The sequence below is a fragment of the Agromyces mariniharenae genome (genome assembly GCF_008122505.1).
Taxonomy (GTDB): domain Bacteria; phylum Actinomycetota; class Actinomycetes; order Actinomycetales; family Microbacteriaceae; genus Agromyces; species Agromyces mariniharenae.
In genome coordinates, this window is sequence record NZ_VSSB01000001.1 from 1,897,270 (window position 1) to 1,914,847 (window position 17,578).

Here is a 17,578-nt window from a genome sequence, read left to right on the forward strand (position 1 = left end):
CCGGCCTGCGCCTCCGACACTCAGTCGGCGGGGATCGTGCCCTTGCGGTCGGGGAGCCGCCGGGTGAACGGCAGCGCGAGCAGCGCGGCCGCCGCGCAGGCGAGCATGCCGACCTTGATGCCCATGAGCTGCGCGGCTGAGTAGTTCGCCACGAGGTCGTCGACCTGGTCGGCGGGGATGCCCGCGTCGAGCAGCGCCTGCTCGGCCTGCGCCGGCGGGATGTACTCGATGCCCGAGGAGACCTGCACGGTGACCTGGTCGGAGACCGCCGACTCGATGTCGGGGTCGTCGGCGATGAGGCCGAGCACGGATGCCGCGAGCGCGCCGACCATGAGGGAGCCGATCAGGGCCGTGCCGAGCGACGAGCCGAGGTTCTGCGCCGTGTACTGGAGGCCGCCGGCCTCGCTGCGCGCGTCCGCGGGCACCGAGGACTGCACGACGTTGCCGAGCTGCGAGGCGAGCAGGCCCGTGCCCAGGCCGACGAGGGCCATGCCGATGGCGAACGGGGTCGTGGCGAGCTGCGGCTCGATCGTGGCGATGATGACGAGGCAGGCGACGGCGATGGTGAGCAGGCCCACCCGCACGAGCGCGCGCGCTCCGAAGCGGCCGCCGAGTCGAGCGCCGATCGCCGCGGCGGCGAGCATGGCGATGGACGTGGGCAGCAGGCGGAGGCCGGTCTGGAACGCATCCATGCCCTGCGTGATCTGCAGGTAGAGCGGCACGGCGAAGAAGATGCCGAGCAGCACGAGGTTCTGGGCGAGGAGGCTGGCGAGCCCCGACCGGAGTGCGGGGATCCGGAGGTTGGCCACGTCGAGCAGTGGCACGCGTCCTCGGTTCGCGACCCGGCGCTCCCAGGCGAGGAACGCCCAGAGCACCAGCAGCCCCGCGCCGATGACGAACGGCGTCAGCGCGAAGCCGAACGGCGTGATCGGCGACTGCACGGGCTGGATCCACCCCCAGGTGCCGCTCTGCAGCACGCCGACCACGACGAGCGCGAGGCCGAGCGCCGACAGGATCGCCCCGACGACGTCGAGGCGGAACTTCTCGCGCACGTGGTCGTCGGTGATCCACGAGCTCACCGCGAGCACGAAGACGACGAAGACGACCTCGCCGGCGAACACCCAGCGCCAGGAGTACTCGGTCGTGAGCCAGCCGCCCAGCAGCGGGCCGATCGCGATGCCGGCACCGGCCACGCCGCCGATGATGCCGTAGGCGCGGGCGCGCGCCGCACCCTGGTAGCTGCCGGCCACGAGGGCCGCGAGCGCTGGGAGCACGAGGGCGGCGCCGGCCCCCTCGATGAACGACCAACCCAGGATGAGCACGCCGACGGTCGGCGCGAGCGCGGTCATCAGCGATCCGATCGCGTAGATCACGAGCCCGATGCGGAAGATGCGCAGGCGCCCGAACAGGTCGCCGATCTTGCCGCCCGTGAGCATGAGCGCCGCCATGACGAGCGCGTAGAGCGTGATCGCGAGCTGGATCATCGACACCGTGGTGTCGAACTCCTCGACGAGCTGGCTGATCGACACGCTCATCACCGAGCTGTCGAGCACCATGATGAACTGCGCGATCGCGAGCGGGATCACCGCACGCGATGCGCTCTTCGCGGCGGTCGTGGGTGCGCCGCGCGGCGGGGTGGCCTGCGTCACGATGCGGATGCCTCGACGCGACCCTCGGCGATCGCCGCGAGGAGTGCGGAGTGGTCGGACTCCGTGCGGTCGGCGTACGCCACCGAGAAGTCGAGGATCGCCCGGGCGAACTCCTTCGCGTCGCCGACGTACCCGCTGATGAGGGCCGGGTCGCCGCCCCGGGCATGCGCTCGCGCGAGGATGATGCCGCAGTACTCGGCGTAGATCCGCATCGTCGACGGCTCCATGACCTCGGGCTCGGCCGAGCCCTTCCAGTCGCGGAACTGCCGCACGTAGAAGTCGCGGTCGTGGCCGTCGATGCCCGTGCCGGTGGTCCAGCCGACGAGCACGTCGCCGAGCGCCTGCATGATGCGCTGGCCGTGCACGACGCGCTGCCCCTGGTGCGCATAGGCGCTCGGTTCCCCGGGTCGCTCGAGCACCGACTGCTGCGCCTCCTTCGCCTGCAGCATGAGCACGTCGTTCTTGCCGTTGCCCTGGAACAGGACGACCCACGCCCGCGTGCCGACGCTGCCGACCCCGACGACCTTCATCGCGGCATCCACCATGCGGAAGCGGTCGAGCACGCGGCGACGCTCGGGCGGGAGGGTCTCGCGGTAGGTCTCGAAGATGTCGCGGATGCGCTGCTCGGCCTCGTCGTTCGAGAGTCCGCTCTCCTCCGCGATGTGCCGGAAGGGCACGAGGATCGGAGGGTCGGACCTGAATCGCCAGACGCCGTCGACGCGCTCGGCCAGGCTGTTCGCGGCCTGCCGGCTGTCGCGTCGGCGGGACTTCGCGATGATGCGGTGCGCGCGCTCGGATGCCTCGGTCGCGAGTTCGCTGCTCAGCCCCGTGAGCACGTCCTCCATGTCGAGTCGCGCGGTGAAGAGCTCGACGAGGGGCGTGCGCGCCGCCTGTCGCATCGCGGCGCCGTACGCCCGCACCACGCGCATGACGATCCTGGCCCGGGTGTCGTCGTCGAATCCGCGGGCGCGGGCCGCGATCTCGAAGCTGGCCGCCATGCGCTTCACGTCCCACTCGAACGGACCGGGCGCCGTCTCGTCGAAGTCGTTCAGGTCGATGACGAGCGATCGCTCGGGCGAGGCGAACACGCCGACGTTCGAGAGGTGCGCGTCCCCGCAGAGGTGGGTGATGATGCCGGAGTCGGGGACCTCGCGGAGGTCGTCGGCCATGATGGCCGCCGCGCCGCGATAGAACGCGAACGCCGACGAGGCCATGCGGCTGTGGCGCAGCGCGATGAGGCTCGGCACGCGCGACTCGGCCTGGCGCTCGAGCACGGCGATCGGGTCGCGCTCCGAGGGCGCGAGGGCGCCGTGGGCGTCGACGGGCAGGCGCGTGCGCGCCTCGCGTCCGAGGTCGCGGCGCGCCTTGCGCGGCAGGAGCGCCTGGTCGGTCCGGGTGTCGAGTGCGATGGTCATGGCGGCTCCTCCCGCTCAGCTGACGGCTTCGGGCACGACCTCGGTGGTCGGCGGTGCCGGCGGTGCCGCGGCATCCGACGTGGCGGCGACGACGGCGTCGACGAACCGGATGAAGACGGTGATCCAGCTGAAGATGATCGTGAACGCGACGAGCTCGAACGCCGTCAGGTTGTAGTACGCGACGGGCGTGAACAGCAGGAAGCTCACGATCAGCACCGCGAACGTCACGTAGCAGATGACGAAGAACCGGCGCGGGAGGCCCTTCAGGATGTACGGCGACCCGAGCACCATGACCGCGAATGCCGCGGCCATCCCCGACGCGCAGCCGTTGTGCACGGCCATGTTCACGTCGACGGGGAAGAGTCCCACGCCGGCGAGCATGACGCCGAGGATGACGAACGTCACGGACAGGAAGCGCGGTGCCCAGCGGTGCACGAGGACGCCTCGCTCGACGAGGGTCGTGAGGTCGCGGTGCAGGTACAGCGTGAAGGTCGTGACGAAGAACCCCGCGACGATGAGCGTCGTGTTGAACATCCAGGCCGAGAAGTCGCCGGCCGTGCCGAGCTGGCTGAAGTGGTACTCCCACCAGTACTCGTCCTCGACCGCGGCGATCGACGCGAGCGTCGACAGCGCCATGAACGAGACGAGCAGGGTCGCCATCTTGCGGGTGGTGATCTCGGACACCGACAGGTAGATGAGATACGCGCTCGCGCCCGCCGCCGCGACGACGGCGATCGTGCCGATGATCACGTCGACCTCGAGCCCGTCGAAGCTGCGCTGCAGCACGACGAACACCGATGCCGTGAAGATCGCCGCGAGGGCCGCGTGCACGAGCGCGACGGTGGTCGCGTCGAGCACGAACTTCCACGGCCGGATGCGCAGGCGCCACTCCTGGCCGGGGCGGTGCCGAGAGCGCCAGTAGCCCACGTAGCCGACGATGATTCCGGCGAGGAGCGCCGCGATCGCGGCCACGGCCCCCACCCACAGGCCGTCGCCGCCCCACAGCGGCGTCATCCGCCCGATGAACAGCGTGAACGCCACGATCCCGCAGACCACGCCGGCCGCCGTGCCCGCGTAGACCGCCTCCGACTCGACCCTGAGCCGCGTCGAGCGGATGCCCGCGCCGCCGCTCGTCCCCGCATCCACCTTCACGCTCACAGGAACCCCCGTTCCGCCGCGCCACCGCGATCGACCACTGATCGTGTCTGCATGATACGGCGGCGGACGCGCCCGGCATAGACCCGGGAAGCGGGGGTCGATCCGCTCTTCCCCAACCGTCCCGCCGGGCGTACGCTGCCCTCAGTGAGAGGGGGAACATGCCTGAATTCGAGTACGGACCCGTCGAGATCCTGGTCGTCGGGTTCCCTGGTGAGCGGCCCGATGCCGCGACGTTCGAGGCGATCGGAGACCTCGTCGAGGCCGGTGACATCCGGCTCCTCGATGCGGTGGTCGTCTCGCGCTCCGAGAACGGGGATCTCGACATCGTCGAGATCGAGGACCTGGGCGACGAGATCGACGTGACCGAGATCGAGCTGGAGGCCAACGGCCTCGTCGGCGAGGAGGACGTGAACGACCTCGGCGGGGCGATCCCGCCGGGCACCTCGGGCGCGATGCTCGCCATCGAGCTCGTCTGGGCGAAGCGACTCGCGTCGCGGTTCGCCGAGTCGGGCGGCGTGCTCCTGCAGTCGGAGCGCATCCCGGCGCCGGTCGTCAACGCCATCATGGCCGAGGCCGAAGAGGCCGAGGCCGCCGCTACGGAGTGAGGGGAAGCACATGCTGAGGAGGATGGGACGTCCTGGGCTCGTCGGGATGGCGGCCCGCACGGCCGTCGTCGCGGGCACCGCGACCGCGGTGTCGGGCAGCGTCGCGCGGCACCAGGCGAACAAGGACCAGGAGCGGTACGAGCAGCAGCAGTACGAAGCGCAGCAGCAGCAGGCGGCGATGAACGCCGCCGCGCAGCAGGCCGTGGCGCAGCAGCAGGCCGCAGCCGCGCAGGCAGCGCCTGCCGCGCCGGCAGCCGCGGCCGGCGGCACCGACGTCGTCGCCGAACTGCAGAAGCTGGCCGCGTTGAAGGAGCAGGGCATCCTCTCCGACGACGAGTTCGCCGTGGCGAAGGCGAAACTGCTCGGCTGACCACGACCGGCGGTCGGGCCCTCACTCGCGAGACGCGGGGCCCGGCCGCTGTTCGGTGCGCCCGGGGCGCGCCGGCGTCACCGGCCGACTGAGGATGCCTGCGGCATCCGGCCTGTGCCTTGCCTGCGAACGGGCGCCCAGCCCTTGCCGGTGCATCCGCCTGCCCCCCTACGATGGGGCATGGCCGTCGCGCTGAGGGGACTCTCGACCGTCGTTCCGCCCACCGTGCTGATCCAGGAGGAGGTGCGGGACGTCTTCGGAGCGCAGCCGGGCCTGAACCGCCTCGCGCAGCGCATCGTCTCGACGAGCTTCAACGTGTCGGGCATCGAGAAGCGGCACACCGTGCTCACCGAGCTGAGTCGGGACGCCCATCCCGACGAACCCGTGTTCTTCGACATCGACAGCGGCGAGCTGCTGTTCCCGGGCACGAAGGCGCGCAACGAGCTGTACGCCGAGTTCGCGACGAGCCTGTACGTCGAGGCGGGCCGCGCGGCCATCGCCGCGACGCCGGGCCTCGCGGCATCCGACGTCACGCACATCATCACCGTGTCGTGCACCGGCTTCTACGCCCCCGGGCCCGACTTCGTGATCGCGCGCGAGCTCGGCCTCGACGCCGGCGTCGAGCGCTACCACCTCGGGTTCATGGGGTGCTACGCCTCCGTGCCCGCGCTGCGCATCGCGAAGCAGCTGTGCGAGGCGGATGCCGCGGCCGTCGTGCTCGTCGTCTCGGTCGAGCTCTGCACGCTGCACCTGCGCTCCTCGAACGACCCCGACACGATCGTCGCCTCGTCACTGTTCGCCGACGGCGCCGGCGCCGGGATCGTCACCGCGCGCCCGCTCGAGGACGGCGAGCGCGCCTTCGACCTCGACCGGTTCGCCACGCGCATCACGCCCGTCGGCGAGGGCGACATGGCGTGGAAGATCGGCGACCACGGCTTCGAGATGGTGCTGTCCAACGCGATCCCGGCGATCATCGACGACCACATCACGGGCGCGCTCGAGCCGTTGTTCGGCCACGACGCCGCGCTCGCCGAGGCGCTGGCGACGGATGCCTCGAGCGACGCGATCGAGCACTGGGCCATCCATCCGGGCGGTCGCAGCATCCTCGACAAGGTGGAGTCCCGGCTCGTGCTCACCGAGGCGCAGCTCGTGCCGGCGCGCGAGACGCTGCGCGACTACGGCAACATGTCGAGCGCGACGGTGCTGTTCGTGCTGCGCAACATCCTCGACTCGGATGCCGCCGCCGACGGCGACCGCGTCGCGGCCATGGCCTTCGGCCCGGGCCTGACGGTGGAGTCGGCCCTGCTCACGGTGCGCGCCTGATCGGCTACCGATGAGCCCGCTGAGGTGGCTGGCCGAGCGCGACGAGGACGCGGTCGAGCTCATGGACGACCCCGACGCCGACCTCGACGCGCTCGAGCGCACGTACGTCCGGTTCGCGCAGGTGAACGCGGTGGTGTCGAACGTGGGCGCGGTGTACCGCCGCTGGGTGCGTCCGGCGCTCTCGCCGACCGTCACCCGGCGCGTGCTCGACGTCGGCACGGGCGGCGCCGACCTGCCGCGCGCGCTGCTGCACCGGGCGCACGCCGACGGGTTGCGGCTCGAGGTGACCGCCGTCGATCCCGACCCGCGGGCGCTGGACTGGGCGCTGCGGCAGCCGCCGCAGCCGGGGCTCGTGCTGCGCCGCGTCACGAGCACCGAGCTCGCCCTGGCCGGCGAGCGCTTCGACGTGGTGCTCTCGAACCACGTGCTGCACCACCTCGACGGCGCCTCGCTCGGGGCGCTGCTCGCCGACTCCGAGCGGCTCGCGCGCGACGGCGGCGTCGCGGTGCACGCCGACATCGAGCGGTCGCGGCTCGGCTACGCGGGCTTCGCGCTCGGGACGCTGCCGTTCGAGCCGAACCTGCTCAAGGGGTCCTACATCCGGCCCGACGGACTCACCTCGATCCGGCGCAGCCACACGGCGCGCGAGCTCGCGGGCGTGCTGCCGCCGGGCTGGAGCGTGCGGCGAGGGTTCCCGTCGCGGCTCGAGGTCGTGTGGGGCGCGGATGCCTGAGCGCGAACGCCTGCCGCACGAGCCGCGCCACGACGTGGTGATCGTCGGCGGCGGGCCGGTCGGACTCCTGCTCGCCTGCCTGCTCGCGCGGCGTCACCTCGACGTGGTGGTGCTGGAGCGCCGGACGGCTCGCGCGGGCCGGTCCCGCGCGATCGGCATCCACCCGCCGGGCCTGCGCGCCCTCGCACGGGCGGGCGTCGGCGACGAGGTGCAGGCGCGAGCGGTGCGGATCCACTCCGGACGGGTGACCTGCGAGGGCCGCACGCTCGGCTCGATGTCCTTCGCCCGCGCGGGCACCGTGCTGTCGCTGCCGCAGCTCGAGACCGAGGAGCTGCTCGAGGCGCGGCTCGGGCAGCTCCGCCCGGGGAGCCTGCACCGCGGCGTCGAGGTGCGCACCGTGCACGACCGCGGCACGCACGTCGTGGTGGAGGGAGTCGAGCTTGGCGGCGAGGGCGACGGCGACGCGGGAGGTGGAGACGCCGGGGGCGCCGGCGGCGGCGCGCCCGTGAGCGTGACGGCGTGGTACGCGGTCGCGGCCGACGGCGTGCGCAGCGGCATCCGCGACGCGCTCGGGATCGCCTGGCAGGAGCGGCGGGGTCGCGCTCACTACGTGATGGGCGACACGCGGGACGACACCGGCGAGCCCGAGACGGCGCTGCTGCACTTCGAGCCGGCCGGCGTCGTGGAGTCGTTCCCGATGCCCGGCGACCTGCGGCGCTGGGTCGCGTGGGTGCGGCGTCCGCCGGCCGAGGCGACCGCCGGGCAGCTCGCGACGATCGTGCAGTCGCGGGCCGGGGGCGCCTTCGACGCCGCGGCGGCCGGCGAGCCGAGCGCGTTCGAGGCGCGGCAGCACCTGGCGTCGCGGATGTCGCAGGGTCGCGTCGCGCTCGTCGGCGACGCTGCGCACGAGGTGAGTCCCATCGGCGGGCAGGGCATGAACCTCGGCTGGCTCGACGCGATGCGGCTGGACCACGACCTCGCCGCGGCCCTGGCCGTGGGCGCGCCGTTCGAGGCGTTCGACGCGTACGACCAGGTGCGACGGTCGGCGGCGTCCCGCGCCCTGCGTCAGGCGGCGTTCAACATGCGCATGGGAGCGCCGGCGGCGGGCATGCGGCTGCGGACGCGCAACGCGGCCGTGCGGGTGCTCGGCATCCCGCCGTTCCGGGCCCTGCTGGCCCGCACCTTCACGATGCGCTGGCTGTAGGTCCCGCCCTCACAGCACGATGCGCGTCAGCAGGAAGACCGGGATCAGCCGGTCGGTCTTCTCCTGGTAGGCGTCGTACGCCGGCCACGTCTCGTTCGCGCGGCGCCACCAGAGCTCGCGCTCCTCGCCCTCGAGCTCGCGGGCGGTGTAGTCGTGCTTCTCGGCGCCGTCCTGCAGCTCGACGTGCGGGTGCCGGCGCACGTTCGACACCCACTTGGGATGGTGGTGCGACCCGCCCTTCGACCCGACCACGGCGTACTCGCCGTCGTGCTCCACGCGCATGAGCGCGGTCTTGCGGAGCTTCCCGGAGTTCACGCCGAGCGTCGTGAGCACGATGATCGGGCGCCCGCGCAGCGTGTTCGCCTTCGCGCCGTCGGTCGCCTCGAACTCCTCGGCCTGCTTCCTCGCCCAGCCCGACGTGCTGGGTGCGTACTCGCCCTCGAGCGGCATCCGTCCTCCTCGTGTCCTCCGTACGACGCTACTCCCGCGCGCGTGCGTCGGGTGCGTCGCGCATGCGTCAGGCCGGAGCGATGACGAGCGAGAACTCCACGAAGCCCTCGGGCTCGACCGAGACGAAGCCGAGGTTCGGCGCCTCGACGCCGAAGTCGGCGAACGTGATGGGGATGCTGCCCGCGACCTGCCCGCTGCCCTCGTTCAGCACCGCCTCGAGGTCCACGGTCACCTCGCGTGTCACGCCGGCGATCGTCAGCTCGCCGGTCGCGGTCACGGACTGCACCTCCCCGATGGCCGGCGTCGAAGCCGCGGTCACCGGGCCGGTCAACGTGAACGTCGCCGTCGGGTGCTCGCCGGTGCGCAGTGCCATGTCGCGGAAGTACGCGTCGCGCGACGAGGAGTCGGTCTCGATCGAGGCGACGTCGACCGTGATCTCGGCCGCGGTGAGCGTCAGGCCGTCGACCGTGAAGGTCCCGGTCACGTCGTCGGTTCGCCCGACCACCGTGACATCCGTGTCGTTGAGCACCTCGTCGACCCGGTAGCCGGCGTATGAGCCGTCGGTGGCCGTCCACTCGCCCGACAGGTCGGACGCGTCGATCGCACCGCTCGCGCCGTCGGTCGCGCGCGGCGCGGCGGTCACGGTCGGCGCCGCCTCCTGCTCGCCGACGATGAGGTCCCGGTACACGATCGGCCCCGCGACGGCCGCGGTGCCGCCGAGGAGCAGGACTCCGGCGATGATCGAGATGGTCACGATGGTGCGCTTCTGCATGCGGGGGTCCTGTCGTACGGCGGGGTTTCTCCAGCATGACGCTCGAGGCAATGAGCTGGCTGTGGGTCGGTCGACCGAGCGGTGTGCGGCGGCGGGCATCCGCTGGCCGGGTGGGCCGTCCGTGACGGTGGCGCCGGTTCGGCCATCGGTCTAGCGTGAACCGCGGGGGGATTCCGGCGCAGCTGGTCGGAACAACGCTCCCACCTCGCAAAGTTGAGTTCGGTAGACTCAAGTTTGAAGAAGGCCTGTATTCCCGGAAAGGATTTGGCCGTGGCCAACATGCAGGGCGCGCCGAGCTCGCAGGAGGAGCAGCAGTCGGCGCTCGAACAGTACGGCGTGAACCTCACCGACCTCGCCAAGCAGGGCAAGCTCGATCCGGTGATCGGTCGCGACAGCGAGATCCGCCGGGTCAGCCAGGTGCTCACGCGGCGCACGAAGAACAACCCCGTGCTCATCGGCGAGCCCGGCGTCGGCAAGACCGCCGTCGTCGAGGGGCTCGCGCAGCGCATCGTCGAGGGCGACGTCGCCGAGTCGCTGAAGGACAAGCAGCTCGTGGCGCTCGACATCTCGGCGCTCGTCGCCGGGGCGATGTACCGCGGCCAGTTCGAGGAGCGGCTGAAGGCCGTGCTGAAGGAGATCGACGAGTCCGAGGGTCGCGTCATCACGTTCGTCGACGAGCTGCACCTGCTCATGGGCGCGGGCGGCGGCGAGGGGTCGGTCGCGGCATCCAACATGCTCAAGCCCATGCTCGCGCGCGGCGAGCTGCACCTCATCGGCGCGACAACGCTCGACGAGTACCGCGAGTACATCGAGAAGGATGCCGCGCTCGAGCGCCGCTTCCAGCAGGTCTACGTCGGCGAGCCGAGCGTCGAGGACACCGTCGCGATCCTCCGCGGGCTCAAGGGCCGGTACGAGGCGCACCACGGCGTGACGATCACGGATGCCGCGCTCGTCGCCGCGGCATCCCTCTCGAACCGCTACATCACGGCCCGCCAGCTGCCTGACAAGGCCATCGACCTCATCGACGAGGCGATGTCGCGCCTGAAGATGGAGATCGACTCGTCGCCGGTCGAGATCGACCAGCTGAAGCGCGAGGTCGACCGCATGAAGCTCGAGGAGCTCGCCCTCAAGAAGGAGAAGGACGACGCCTCGAAGGAGCGCCTCGCCAAGCTGCGCGAGACCCTCGTGGACAAGGAGCGGCAACTCGCCGAGCTCGAGGCGCGCTGGGCGCGCGAGCGGCAGGGCCTCAACCGCGTGGGGGAGCTGAAGAAGAAGCTCGACGAGGCGATCACGCAGCGCGACCTCGCGCTGCGCGAGGGCGACTACCCCAAGGCGTCGAAGCTCGAGTACGAGACGATCGCGAACCTGCAGCGCGACCTCGACGCGGCAGAGCAGGCGGATGCCTCCGGCAACGCCGGCGGCGAGCCCCGCATGGTCAACGAGCAGGTGACCGAGGAGGACATCGCCGCGGTCATCTCGGCGTGGACGGGCATCCCCGTGGGCAAGCTCATGCAGGGCGAGACCGAGAAGCTGCTGCAGCTCGAGTCGGAGCTCGGCAAGCGGCTCATCGGTCAGAAGCCGGCCGTGGCGGCGGTCGCCGACGCGGTGCGTCGCTCGCGCGCGGGCCTCAGCGACCCCAACCGGCCGACCGGCTCGTTCCTGTTCCTCGGCCCGACCGGCGTCGGCAAGACCGAGCTGGCGAAGGCGCTCGCCGAGTTCCTGTTCGACGACGAGCACGCGATGGTGCGCATCGACATGTCGGAGTACGGCGAGAAGTTCTCGGTCTCGAGGCTCGTCGGCGCGCCCCCCGGGTACATCGGCTACGAGCAGGGCGGCCAGCTCACCGAGGCCGTGCGGCGGCGTCCGTACTCGGTGATCCTCCTCGACGAGGTCGAGAAGGCGCACCCCGAGGTGTTCGACGTGCTCCTGCAGGTGCTCGACGACGGACGCCTCACCGACGGCCAAGGGCGCACGGTCGACTTCCGCAACGTGATCCTCATCCTCACGTCGAACCTCGGCTCGCAGTACCTCATCGACCCCGGCCTCTCATGGCCCGAGAAGGAGGAGGCGGTGCTGCAGACCGTGCGGCAGGCCTTCAAGCCCGAGTTCGTGAACCGCCTCGACGACATCGTCGTGTTCTCGGCCCTCAGCGAGCAGGAGCTCGGCGAGATCGTGAACCTCTACATCGACCGGCTGTCGGCCCGGCTGCACGAGCGCCGGCTCGAGCTCGGCGTCACGCCCGACGCCAGGGCGTGGCTCGCCGAGCGCGGCTACGACCCGCTCTACGGCGCGCGTCCCCTGCGCCGGCTCATGCAGAAGGAGATCGACGACCGGCTCGCGCGTGCGCTGCTCGCGGGCGAGATCCGCGACGGCGACTCGGTGCTCGTGGCCCTCGCGGCCGACGGCGAGACGCTCATGGTGTCGCGGGGCGAGGTGCCCGTCGCGGCGGGCGGTGGCGGCGGACCCGACGACGAAGTCGTCGACGCGGAGATCATCGAGTAGCCGGGCGCGGCCGCACCGCGGCATCCGGTGCACATGAACGGATGCCGCGGCCCGGTCAGCTCGGCGGCACCGGCGGCACCGGCGGCGCCTGCGGCACCTCGACGGGTTCGGTCACGCCGTTCGCGCTCGCCGGGATGCGGCGTTCGAGCGCGATCGCGAGGACGCCGATGACCAGGCAGCCGATCACCATCACCGCGATGTACGCGACGTCGAGCCCCTGGTCGAGGAGGATCCCGGCGGCGATCGGACCGGTGATCGCGCCGGCCTGGAACGCCGCCGAGTTGATGGCGTTGTAACGACCGCGGTTGTGGTCGGAGGCGAGGTCGTTGTAGACCGCCGGCACGGTGGGTTGCAGCAGGGTCTCGCCGAACGCGAAGACGCCCATGAACGCGAGCACGCCGATCGCCGCGGTCAGGGTGTCGGGCAGCAGGCCGGCCCCGCCCAGGATGAGCCAGGACACAGCCCAGACGGCGGCCATCACGAGCATCACCCGCGTGCGGCGGCGGCCGCTGATGCGCTTCAGCACCGTGAACTGGAGCAGCACGATGACGGCCGTGTTGACCGCGAACGCGAGTCCGACCGTGCGCGTCGACACCTCGGCGACCTGGCGCGCATAGGCCGGGAAGCCGGCCTCCATCTGCCCGTAGCCGATGAACATCGCGATGAAGGTGAGCAGGCTGAGCCACAGGACCGCGGGCTGCCGGATGATCTCGCGGTAGCCGCCAGAGGCCGGGGCGTCGTCGGCGGGCGCGTGCTGCGTGCGGACGTGGCGCAGCGGCCCGAGCAGCAGCGCCATCGGGATCAGGCTCGTGGCCGCGTCGACGAGGAAGATCACGGTGAACGTCTCGGGCGAGCTCACGTCGACGTAGAACCCGCCGATGATGCCGCCCACGCCGATGCCGAGGTTGACGAGCGCGAAGTTGACGCCGAAGTACTGCTGGCGCAGGTCGCCGTCGACGACCGATGCGATGAGCGCGTTGAACCCGGGCCAGGAGACGCCGAAGTTCACGCCGATGAGCACGAGCGCCACGGCCGCGACCGCGGGGTGGGTCGCGAAGGCGAGCAGCGTGCACCCGGCGATCATCGCGGTCAGCCCCACGAGCAGCACCGCCTTGGCGCCGTAGCGGTCGATGAGGGAGCCGCCGGGTCCGGTGACGATGAGGCCGGTGATCGCGATGAGGCTCATCAGCGCGCCGGCGAGGTCGAGCTCGAAGCCGCGAACCTCGTGCAGGTAGATGATCGTGAACGGCAGCGTGAGCCCGCGGCCGAGCGTCTGGATCGCGACGGTCGACAGCAGCCAGCGACCCTCGGTGGGGAGTGCGCTCCAGAACGTCCTGATGCCGATCACTGCAACATCTTGGCGGATGCCGCCGACATCGCGCACATCGGCCGTGGCAAGCACCTCGCACACCGGCCCGCTCACGACCTAGGCTCGGAGCATGCCGGAGTTGCTCGGGCGCGCGACGGGGGCGGAGCCGCGACTGGTCGAGACCGATGCGGGCGCCCTGCGCGGGGTCCGCCGGAGCGGGGTGCGCAGCTGGCGGGGCATCCCGTACGGCGATTCGACGGCCGGTGAGCATCGATTCCGCGCGCCGCGACCGGCACCGGGGTGGGACGGCGTGCGCGACGCGATCGAGTTCGGACCCGTTGCGCCGCAGAACCGTCGCGGGCAGTTCATCGGCGCGCACCCGGGCCTCGCGCGCAGCGAGGACTGCCTCAGCCTCAACGTCATCGCGCCCGACGAGCCCGTCGAGGGTCGCCCGGTCATGGTGTTCATCCACGGCGGCGCGTACAGCGTGGGATCGTCGGGCGAGTACCCCCGGCAGGGCGAGCTGCTCGTGCGGCGGCACGGCGTCGTCTACGTGAGCCTCAACTACCGGCTCGGCGCGCTCGGCTGGCTCGACTTCCGCCGGTACGCGACGGAGCGGCATCCGCTCGAGTGCAACCTCGGCCTGCGCGACCAGGTGCTCGCGCTCGAATGGGTGCGGCGCAACATCGGGGCCTTCGGCGGCGACCCCGGCAACGTGACGCTGTTCGGCGAGTCGTCGGGCGGGAACTCGGTGACGACGCTGATGACCGTCCCGGCGACCGAGGGGCTCTTCGCCCGGGCGATCGCGCAGAGCGCGCCGTCCGCCGCCGTGTACACGGCCGCCGTCGCCGCCCGCGTCGCCGACGAGTACGTGCGGATGCTCGGCGGCATGGTGGGTCACGACGACCTCGCCGACTCGGCCGAAGGCGCGTCGCTCCTGCTCCGCACGGCCGACGCGACGGTGCTCGCCGAGGCGACGACGGCGCTCTCCCTGCGGACGCCCGACGAGCGGCCCGGCACCCTCAGCCTCGCGCCCGTCATCGACGGCGAGTTCCTCCCCGAGCGTCCGCTCGACGCGTTCCGCGACGGCGGCGCCCACCGGATCCCGCTCATCATCGGCACGAACGACCGGGAGGGATCCCTGTTCCAGGGCCGCATCGGCATCCTGCCCACGACGAAGCCGCGCATCCGCGCGATCTTCGCGAACACGCGCAAGAAGGCGCGCAAGGCGATCAAGCGGCAGTACCCGGGGCTGCCCGACCCGCGTCCGGCCGCCGACTTCGGCGGGGACATCACGTTCTGGTTCCCGACCGTGAAGGTGGGCGAGCGGCACTCGCGCTACGCCCCGGTGTACTTCTACCGGTTCGACGCCGCGCCCCGCATCGCACGGCTCATCGGCCTCGACGCGACGCACGGCCTCGACCTCTTCGCGCTGTTCGAGAAGTTCGATACCTGGACCGGAGTCGGGCTCACGCTGCTCGGCGGTCGCCGCATGTTCCGCGAGGTCGGGCGGCGGATGCAGCGGCACTGGACGGCGTTCGCGGCATCCGGTGCACCCGAGCCCACGTGGCCCCGGTACGACGAGGCCGCTCGACGCACGCTCGTGTTCGACCGCGTCGACCGGGTCGAGTCGGATCCGCGACGCGCGAAGCGGCTCGCGTGGCAGGCGTTCGTGCCGCACGTGTGAGGCGCGGCGCCGTGCAGGGTGCCGTCCGGGCGTGCTCACGCGGGGGCTGCGCGCGTAGGCTCGGACCATGCTCGCCACGCTCATCCACGCACCCCGCGACATCCGCGTCGAGACCGTGCCCGACCCCGTGCTCTCGACCGGCGGCGACGCGATCGTGAAGGTCGTCGCCTCGTGCGTGTGCGGCTCCGACCTCTGGCCGTACCGGGGCGTCACCCCCACTCGCGAGCCGCACCGCATCGGCCACGAGTTCGTCGGCGTCGTCGAGGCCATCGGCGACCGCGTCGAGCGCATCCGGGTCGGCGACTTCGTGATCGCGCCGTTCTACGTGTGCGACAACACGTGCATCAACTGCCGCAACGGCTTCTCGACGTCGTGCCTGCACGGCGGATGGTGGGGGAGCGACGACCGTCTCGGCGGCTTCGCCGACGGCGGCCAAGGCGAGCGGATCCGGGTGCCGCTCGCCGACGGCACGCTCGTGCCGGTGCGCGAGGAGATCACCGACGACCTGGTGCCGGGGCTGCTCACGCTCTCCGACGTCATGGGCACCGGCCACCACGCGGCGGTCTCCGCGGGGGTCGCGCCGGGCGACTCCGTCGCGGTGGTCGGCGACGGGGCCGTCGGGCTCTGCGCGATCATCGCGGCGCGCCGGCTCGGGGCGACGACGATCATCGCGATGTCGCGGCATCCCGACCGCCAGGCCCTCGCCCGCGAGTTCGGCGCGACCCACATCGTGGCGGAGCGCGGCGACGTCGGGATCACCGCGGTCCGGGAGCTCACGCACGGCATCGGCGCCGACCGGGCCCTCGAGTGCGTGGGCACGAAGGAGTCGATGGACCAGGCGCTGCGCTCGGCGCGGCCCGGCGGCATGGTCGGGTTCGTCGGCGTGCCGAACGGCGGTCCCGAACTTCCGCTGCGGCGGATGTTCGACACCAACGTCGGCGTCCGCGGCGGCGTCGCGCCGGTGCGCGGCTACATCGACGAGCTGCTGCCCGACGTGCTGTCGGGCGCGATCCAGCCGGGGAGGGTGTTCGACCTCGAACTCCCGCTCCGCGATGCCGCAGCGGCGTACGCCGCCATGGACGAGCGCCGCGCGATCAAGGTGCTGCTGCGGCCATGAGCGAGCTTCAGGACCGCCTCGTGGCCGAGGACGCCGAACTGCGCTTCGCGGCCTTCACGCTCGACGACGCGTGGGAGCTCGGCGTCCGGCTCCGCGCGGCCGCCGCCGAGCGCGAGCTGCCGGTCGCGATCGCGATCTGGCTCGGGCCGCAGCGCGTGTTCCACGCGGCGCTGCCCGGCGCGAGCGCCGACAACGACGGCTGGCTCGACCGCAAGCACCGCGTCGTGGAGCGGTTCGGGCAGGCGTCGCTGCTCGTCGGCGAGGCGTTCCGCGCGAACGGCGAGGACTTCGACACGCACGCGCGGCTCGACCCGCGGGAGTACGCCGCACATGGCGGCGTCGTGCCGATCCGCCTCGAGGGCGGCGTCGTCATCGGCGCGGTCGGCGTCTCGGGCCTGCCGCAGCAGGACGACCACGACCTCGTCGTGGAGCACCTTCGCGCGTACCTCCTGGAGCGGCGCACGAGCTGAGCGACGCTCGCTACAGCCGCGTCCCGTAGGTCTCGGCGACGTCGACGATGCCCGACATCGCCTCCACGCTCATCATCGTGAACCAGACCATCGTCGTGACGAACACGAGCACGGTCGACCAGATCGCCACATGCATCGGAGCCGAGCCGCGGCCGGCTTGTCGGCGTACGAGGACCGAACGGCCGATCACGTAGACGAGCGACCACAGGAACGCCCAGGCCCAATGGAATCGCCGGGCGTATCGGAGCCGGCCCAGAGCGGCGTAGTCGAAGTAGGCGAACAGCACCGTCGCGCCGTAGGCGCCCCAACCGACCACGACGCTGCCCAGGTACCACGGGTCGAGGTACATCAGCATCACGGCGGACGGATCGGTCATCGATCGAAGCATGTAGTCGCTCATGTCGAACCCGAACAGGAGCAGCACGGGGAGCACCGGCACGGCCACCACGAGCCAGATCCAGACGGTGCCGACGAGTGTCCCCGACGGTACCCGCTGAGGCTCGAGGTGCTCTCCGTACGGCCGGAGGGCGGGGACGACGTGGCCGGTCCACCGGGCGCCGTCCCACCAGCGCTGCGACGACGCATCCGAGGGGTCGGGGTACCAGCCTGCGGGCGCCTGCAGGGCGACGTCGTTCGTCATCGAGCCTCCGGTTCGGGTCGTTCGGGTCGGCTCATGCTAGCGACGCGCACGGTCACAGCAGTGCAACGAAACGAGCGGATGCCGCGTCGTCGTGTCCCCCGAACGGGGTGCATCCGCCGCATCACGGGCGCACATATGCTGCACCTGCCCGAACAGACAGGAACCCCACAGAAT

At 71.7% G+C, this 17,578-nt stretch carries 16 protein-coding genes; 9 read left to right on the forward strand and 7 right to left on the reverse strand.

From position 1 onward, the window contains the following. Positions 1-20: 20 nt before the first annotated feature. The 3 genes from FYC51_RS08730 to FYC51_RS08740 are packed head-to-tail and all read right to left on the reverse strand — an operon-like array spanning position 21 to position 4,222. Positions 21-1,649, reverse strand: a complete 1,629-nt coding sequence (locus FYC51_RS08730) for an MFS transporter (RefSeq protein ID WP_222863222.1) — start codon at positions 1,647-1,649, stop codon at positions 21-23. Further along, entirely contained in the window at positions 1,646-3,064 is a 1,419-nt protein-coding gene (locus FYC51_RS08735; protein WP_148733187.1) for a DUF2252 domain-containing protein, read from the reverse strand. The genes FYC51_RS08730 and FYC51_RS08735 overlap by 4 nt, the downstream gene beginning before the upstream one ends. A gap of 15 nt (positions 3,065-3,079) precedes the next feature. Then, positions 3,080-4,222: a DUF998 domain-containing protein gene (locus FYC51_RS08740; protein ID WP_148733188.1), complete on the reverse strand. Its 1,143-nt coding sequence runs from the start codon at positions 4,220-4,222 to the stop codon at positions 3,080-3,082. Between the two features lie 158 nt (positions 4,223-4,380). On the opposite strand from FYC51_RS08740, the gene FYC51_RS08745 reads away from it, so the two are divergent. The 5 genes from FYC51_RS08745 to FYC51_RS08765 all read left to right on the forward strand — a co-directional run bounded on the left by FYC51_RS08745 (position 4,381) and on the right by FYC51_RS08765 (position 8,457). Continuing rightward, positions 4,381-4,827, forward strand: a complete 447-nt coding sequence (locus FYC51_RS08745; RefSeq protein ID WP_148733189.1) for a DUF6325 family protein — start codon at positions 4,381-4,383, stop codon at positions 4,825-4,827. A 22-nt stretch (positions 4,828-4,849) separates the two neighbouring features. Continuing rightward, positions 4,850-5,197 (forward strand): SHOCT domain-containing protein, encoded by a 348-nt coding sequence (locus FYC51_RS08750; RefSeq protein ID WP_148733190.1) that lies wholly within the window; start codon positions 4,850-4,852, stop codon positions 5,195-5,197. 180 nt (positions 5,198-5,377) lie between these two features. Beyond that, positions 5,378-6,520, forward strand: coding sequence for a type III polyketide synthase (locus FYC51_RS08755; protein ID WP_148733191.1), 1,143 nt, complete (start codon positions 5,378-5,380; stop codon positions 6,518-6,520). A 10-nt stretch (positions 6,521-6,530) separates the two neighbouring features. Continuing rightward, the gene (locus tag FYC51_RS08760; RefSeq protein ID WP_148733192.1) at positions 6,531-7,253 is read left to right on the forward strand and encodes a methyltransferase domain-containing protein; all 723 of its coding nucleotides are present in this window, start codon (positions 6,531-6,533) and stop codon (positions 7,251-7,253) included. Further along, complete coding sequence (locus tag FYC51_RS08765; protein WP_148733193.1) at positions 7,246-8,457, forward strand: FAD-dependent oxidoreductase; 1,212 nt, start codon at positions 7,246-7,248, stop codon at positions 8,455-8,457. The genes FYC51_RS08760 and FYC51_RS08765 overlap by 8 nt, the downstream gene beginning before the upstream one ends. 9 nt (positions 8,458-8,466) lie before the next feature. Here the strand turns inward: FYC51_RS08765 and FYC51_RS08770 are convergent, their stop codons facing one another. After that, on the reverse strand, positions 8,467-8,907 hold the full coding sequence (locus FYC51_RS08770) for a nitroreductase family deazaflavin-dependent oxidoreductase (protein WP_148733194.1): 441 nt from the start codon (positions 8,905-8,907) through the stop codon (positions 8,467-8,469). Positions 8,908-8,974: 67 nt separating this feature from the next. After that, positions 8,975-9,679, reverse strand: coding sequence for a YceI family protein (locus tag FYC51_RS08775; protein WP_148733195.1), 705 nt, complete (start codon positions 9,677-9,679; stop codon positions 8,975-8,977). A 279-nt stretch (positions 9,680-9,958) separates the two neighbouring features. Here FYC51_RS08775 and FYC51_RS08780 point away from each other — a divergent pair, with 279 nt between their 5' ends. After that, entirely contained in the window at positions 9,959-12,181 is a 2,223-nt protein-coding gene (locus FYC51_RS08780; RefSeq protein WP_148734206.1) for an ATP-dependent Clp protease ATP-binding subunit, read from the forward strand. A gap of 55 nt (positions 12,182-12,236) precedes the next feature. Here the strand turns inward: FYC51_RS08780 and FYC51_RS08785 are convergent, their stop codons facing one another. Beyond that, positions 12,237-13,529, reverse strand: coding sequence for an MFS transporter (locus FYC51_RS08785; protein ID WP_238476274.1), 1,293 nt, complete (start codon positions 13,527-13,529; stop codon positions 12,237-12,239). Positions 13,530-13,620: 91 nt separating this feature from the next. Between FYC51_RS08785 and FYC51_RS08790 the strand changes: the two genes are divergently transcribed. The 3 genes from FYC51_RS08790 to FYC51_RS08800 all read left to right on the forward strand — a co-directional run bounded on the left by FYC51_RS08790 (position 13,621) and on the right by FYC51_RS08800 (position 16,764). Continuing rightward, positions 13,621-15,177, forward strand: coding sequence for a carboxylesterase/lipase family protein (locus tag FYC51_RS08790; RefSeq protein ID WP_148733196.1), 1,557 nt, complete (start codon positions 13,621-13,623; stop codon positions 15,175-15,177). A gap of 67 nt (positions 15,178-15,244) precedes the next feature. Beyond that, positions 15,245-16,294 carry a zinc-dependent alcohol dehydrogenase family protein gene (locus FYC51_RS08795; RefSeq protein WP_148733197.1) on the forward strand — a complete coding sequence of 350 codons (1,050 nt, stop codon included), beginning with the start codon at positions 15,245-15,247 and terminating at the stop codon, positions 16,292-16,294. Continuing rightward, positions 16,291-16,764 (forward strand): heme-degrading domain-containing protein, encoded by a 474-nt coding sequence (locus FYC51_RS08800; protein ID WP_148733198.1) that lies wholly within the window; start codon positions 16,291-16,293, stop codon positions 16,762-16,764. The genes FYC51_RS08795 and FYC51_RS08800 overlap by 4 nt, the downstream gene beginning before the upstream one ends. Before the next feature lie 10 nt (positions 16,765-16,774). Here the strand turns inward: FYC51_RS08800 and FYC51_RS08805 are convergent, their stop codons facing one another. Beyond that, on the reverse strand, positions 16,775-17,404 hold the full coding sequence (locus FYC51_RS08805) for a DUF2510 domain-containing protein (protein ID WP_148733199.1): 630 nt from the start codon (positions 17,402-17,404) through the stop codon (positions 16,775-16,777). Positions 17,405-17,578 lie beyond the last annotated feature (174 nt).

Coding starts and splice junctions, on each gene's coding strand:
- FYC51_RS08735 (WP_148733187.1), bottom strand. CDS start 3,064: ATGACCATCGCACTCGACACCCGGACCGACCAGGCGCTCCTGCCGCGC.
- FYC51_RS08745 (WP_148733189.1), top strand. CDS start 4,381: ATGCCTGAATTCGAGTACGGACCCGTCGAGATCCTGGTCGTCGGGTTC.
- FYC51_RS08750 (WP_148733190.1), top strand. CDS start 4,850: ATGGGACGTCCTGGGCTCGTCGGGATGGCGGCCCGCACGGCCGTCGTC.
- FYC51_RS08755 (WP_148733191.1), top strand. CDS start 5,378: ATGGCCGTCGCGCTGAGGGGACTCTCGACCGTCGTTCCGCCCACCGTG.
- FYC51_RS08760 (WP_148733192.1), top strand. CDS start 6,531: ATGAGCCCGCTGAGGTGGCTGGCCGAGCGCGACGAGGACGCGGTCGAG.
- FYC51_RS08765 (WP_148733193.1), top strand. CDS start 7,246: ATGCCTGAGCGCGAACGCCTGCCGCACGAGCCGCGCCACGACGTGGTG.
- FYC51_RS08770 (WP_148733194.1), bottom strand. CDS start 8,907: ATGCCGCTCGAGGGCGAGTACGCACCCAGCACGTCGGGCTGGGCGAGG.
- FYC51_RS08775 (WP_148733195.1), bottom strand. CDS start 9,679: ATGCAGAAGCGCACCATCGTGACCATCTCGATCATCGCCGGAGTCCTG.
- FYC51_RS08780 (WP_148734206.1), top strand. CDS start 9,959: ATGCAGGGCGCGCCGAGCTCGCAGGAGGAGCAGCAGTCGGCGCTCGAA.
- FYC51_RS08790 (WP_148733196.1), top strand. CDS start 13,621: ATGCCGGAGTTGCTCGGGCGCGCGACGGGGGCGGAGCCGCGACTGGTC.
- FYC51_RS08795 (WP_148733197.1), top strand. CDS start 15,245: ATGCTCGCCACGCTCATCCACGCACCCCGCGACATCCGCGTCGAGACC.
- FYC51_RS08800 (WP_148733198.1), top strand. CDS start 16,291: ATGAGCGAGCTTCAGGACCGCCTCGTGGCCGAGGACGCCGAACTGCGC.
- FYC51_RS08805 (WP_148733199.1), bottom strand. CDS start 17,404: ATGACGAACGACGTCGCCCTGCAGGCGCCCGCAGGCTGGTACCCCGAC.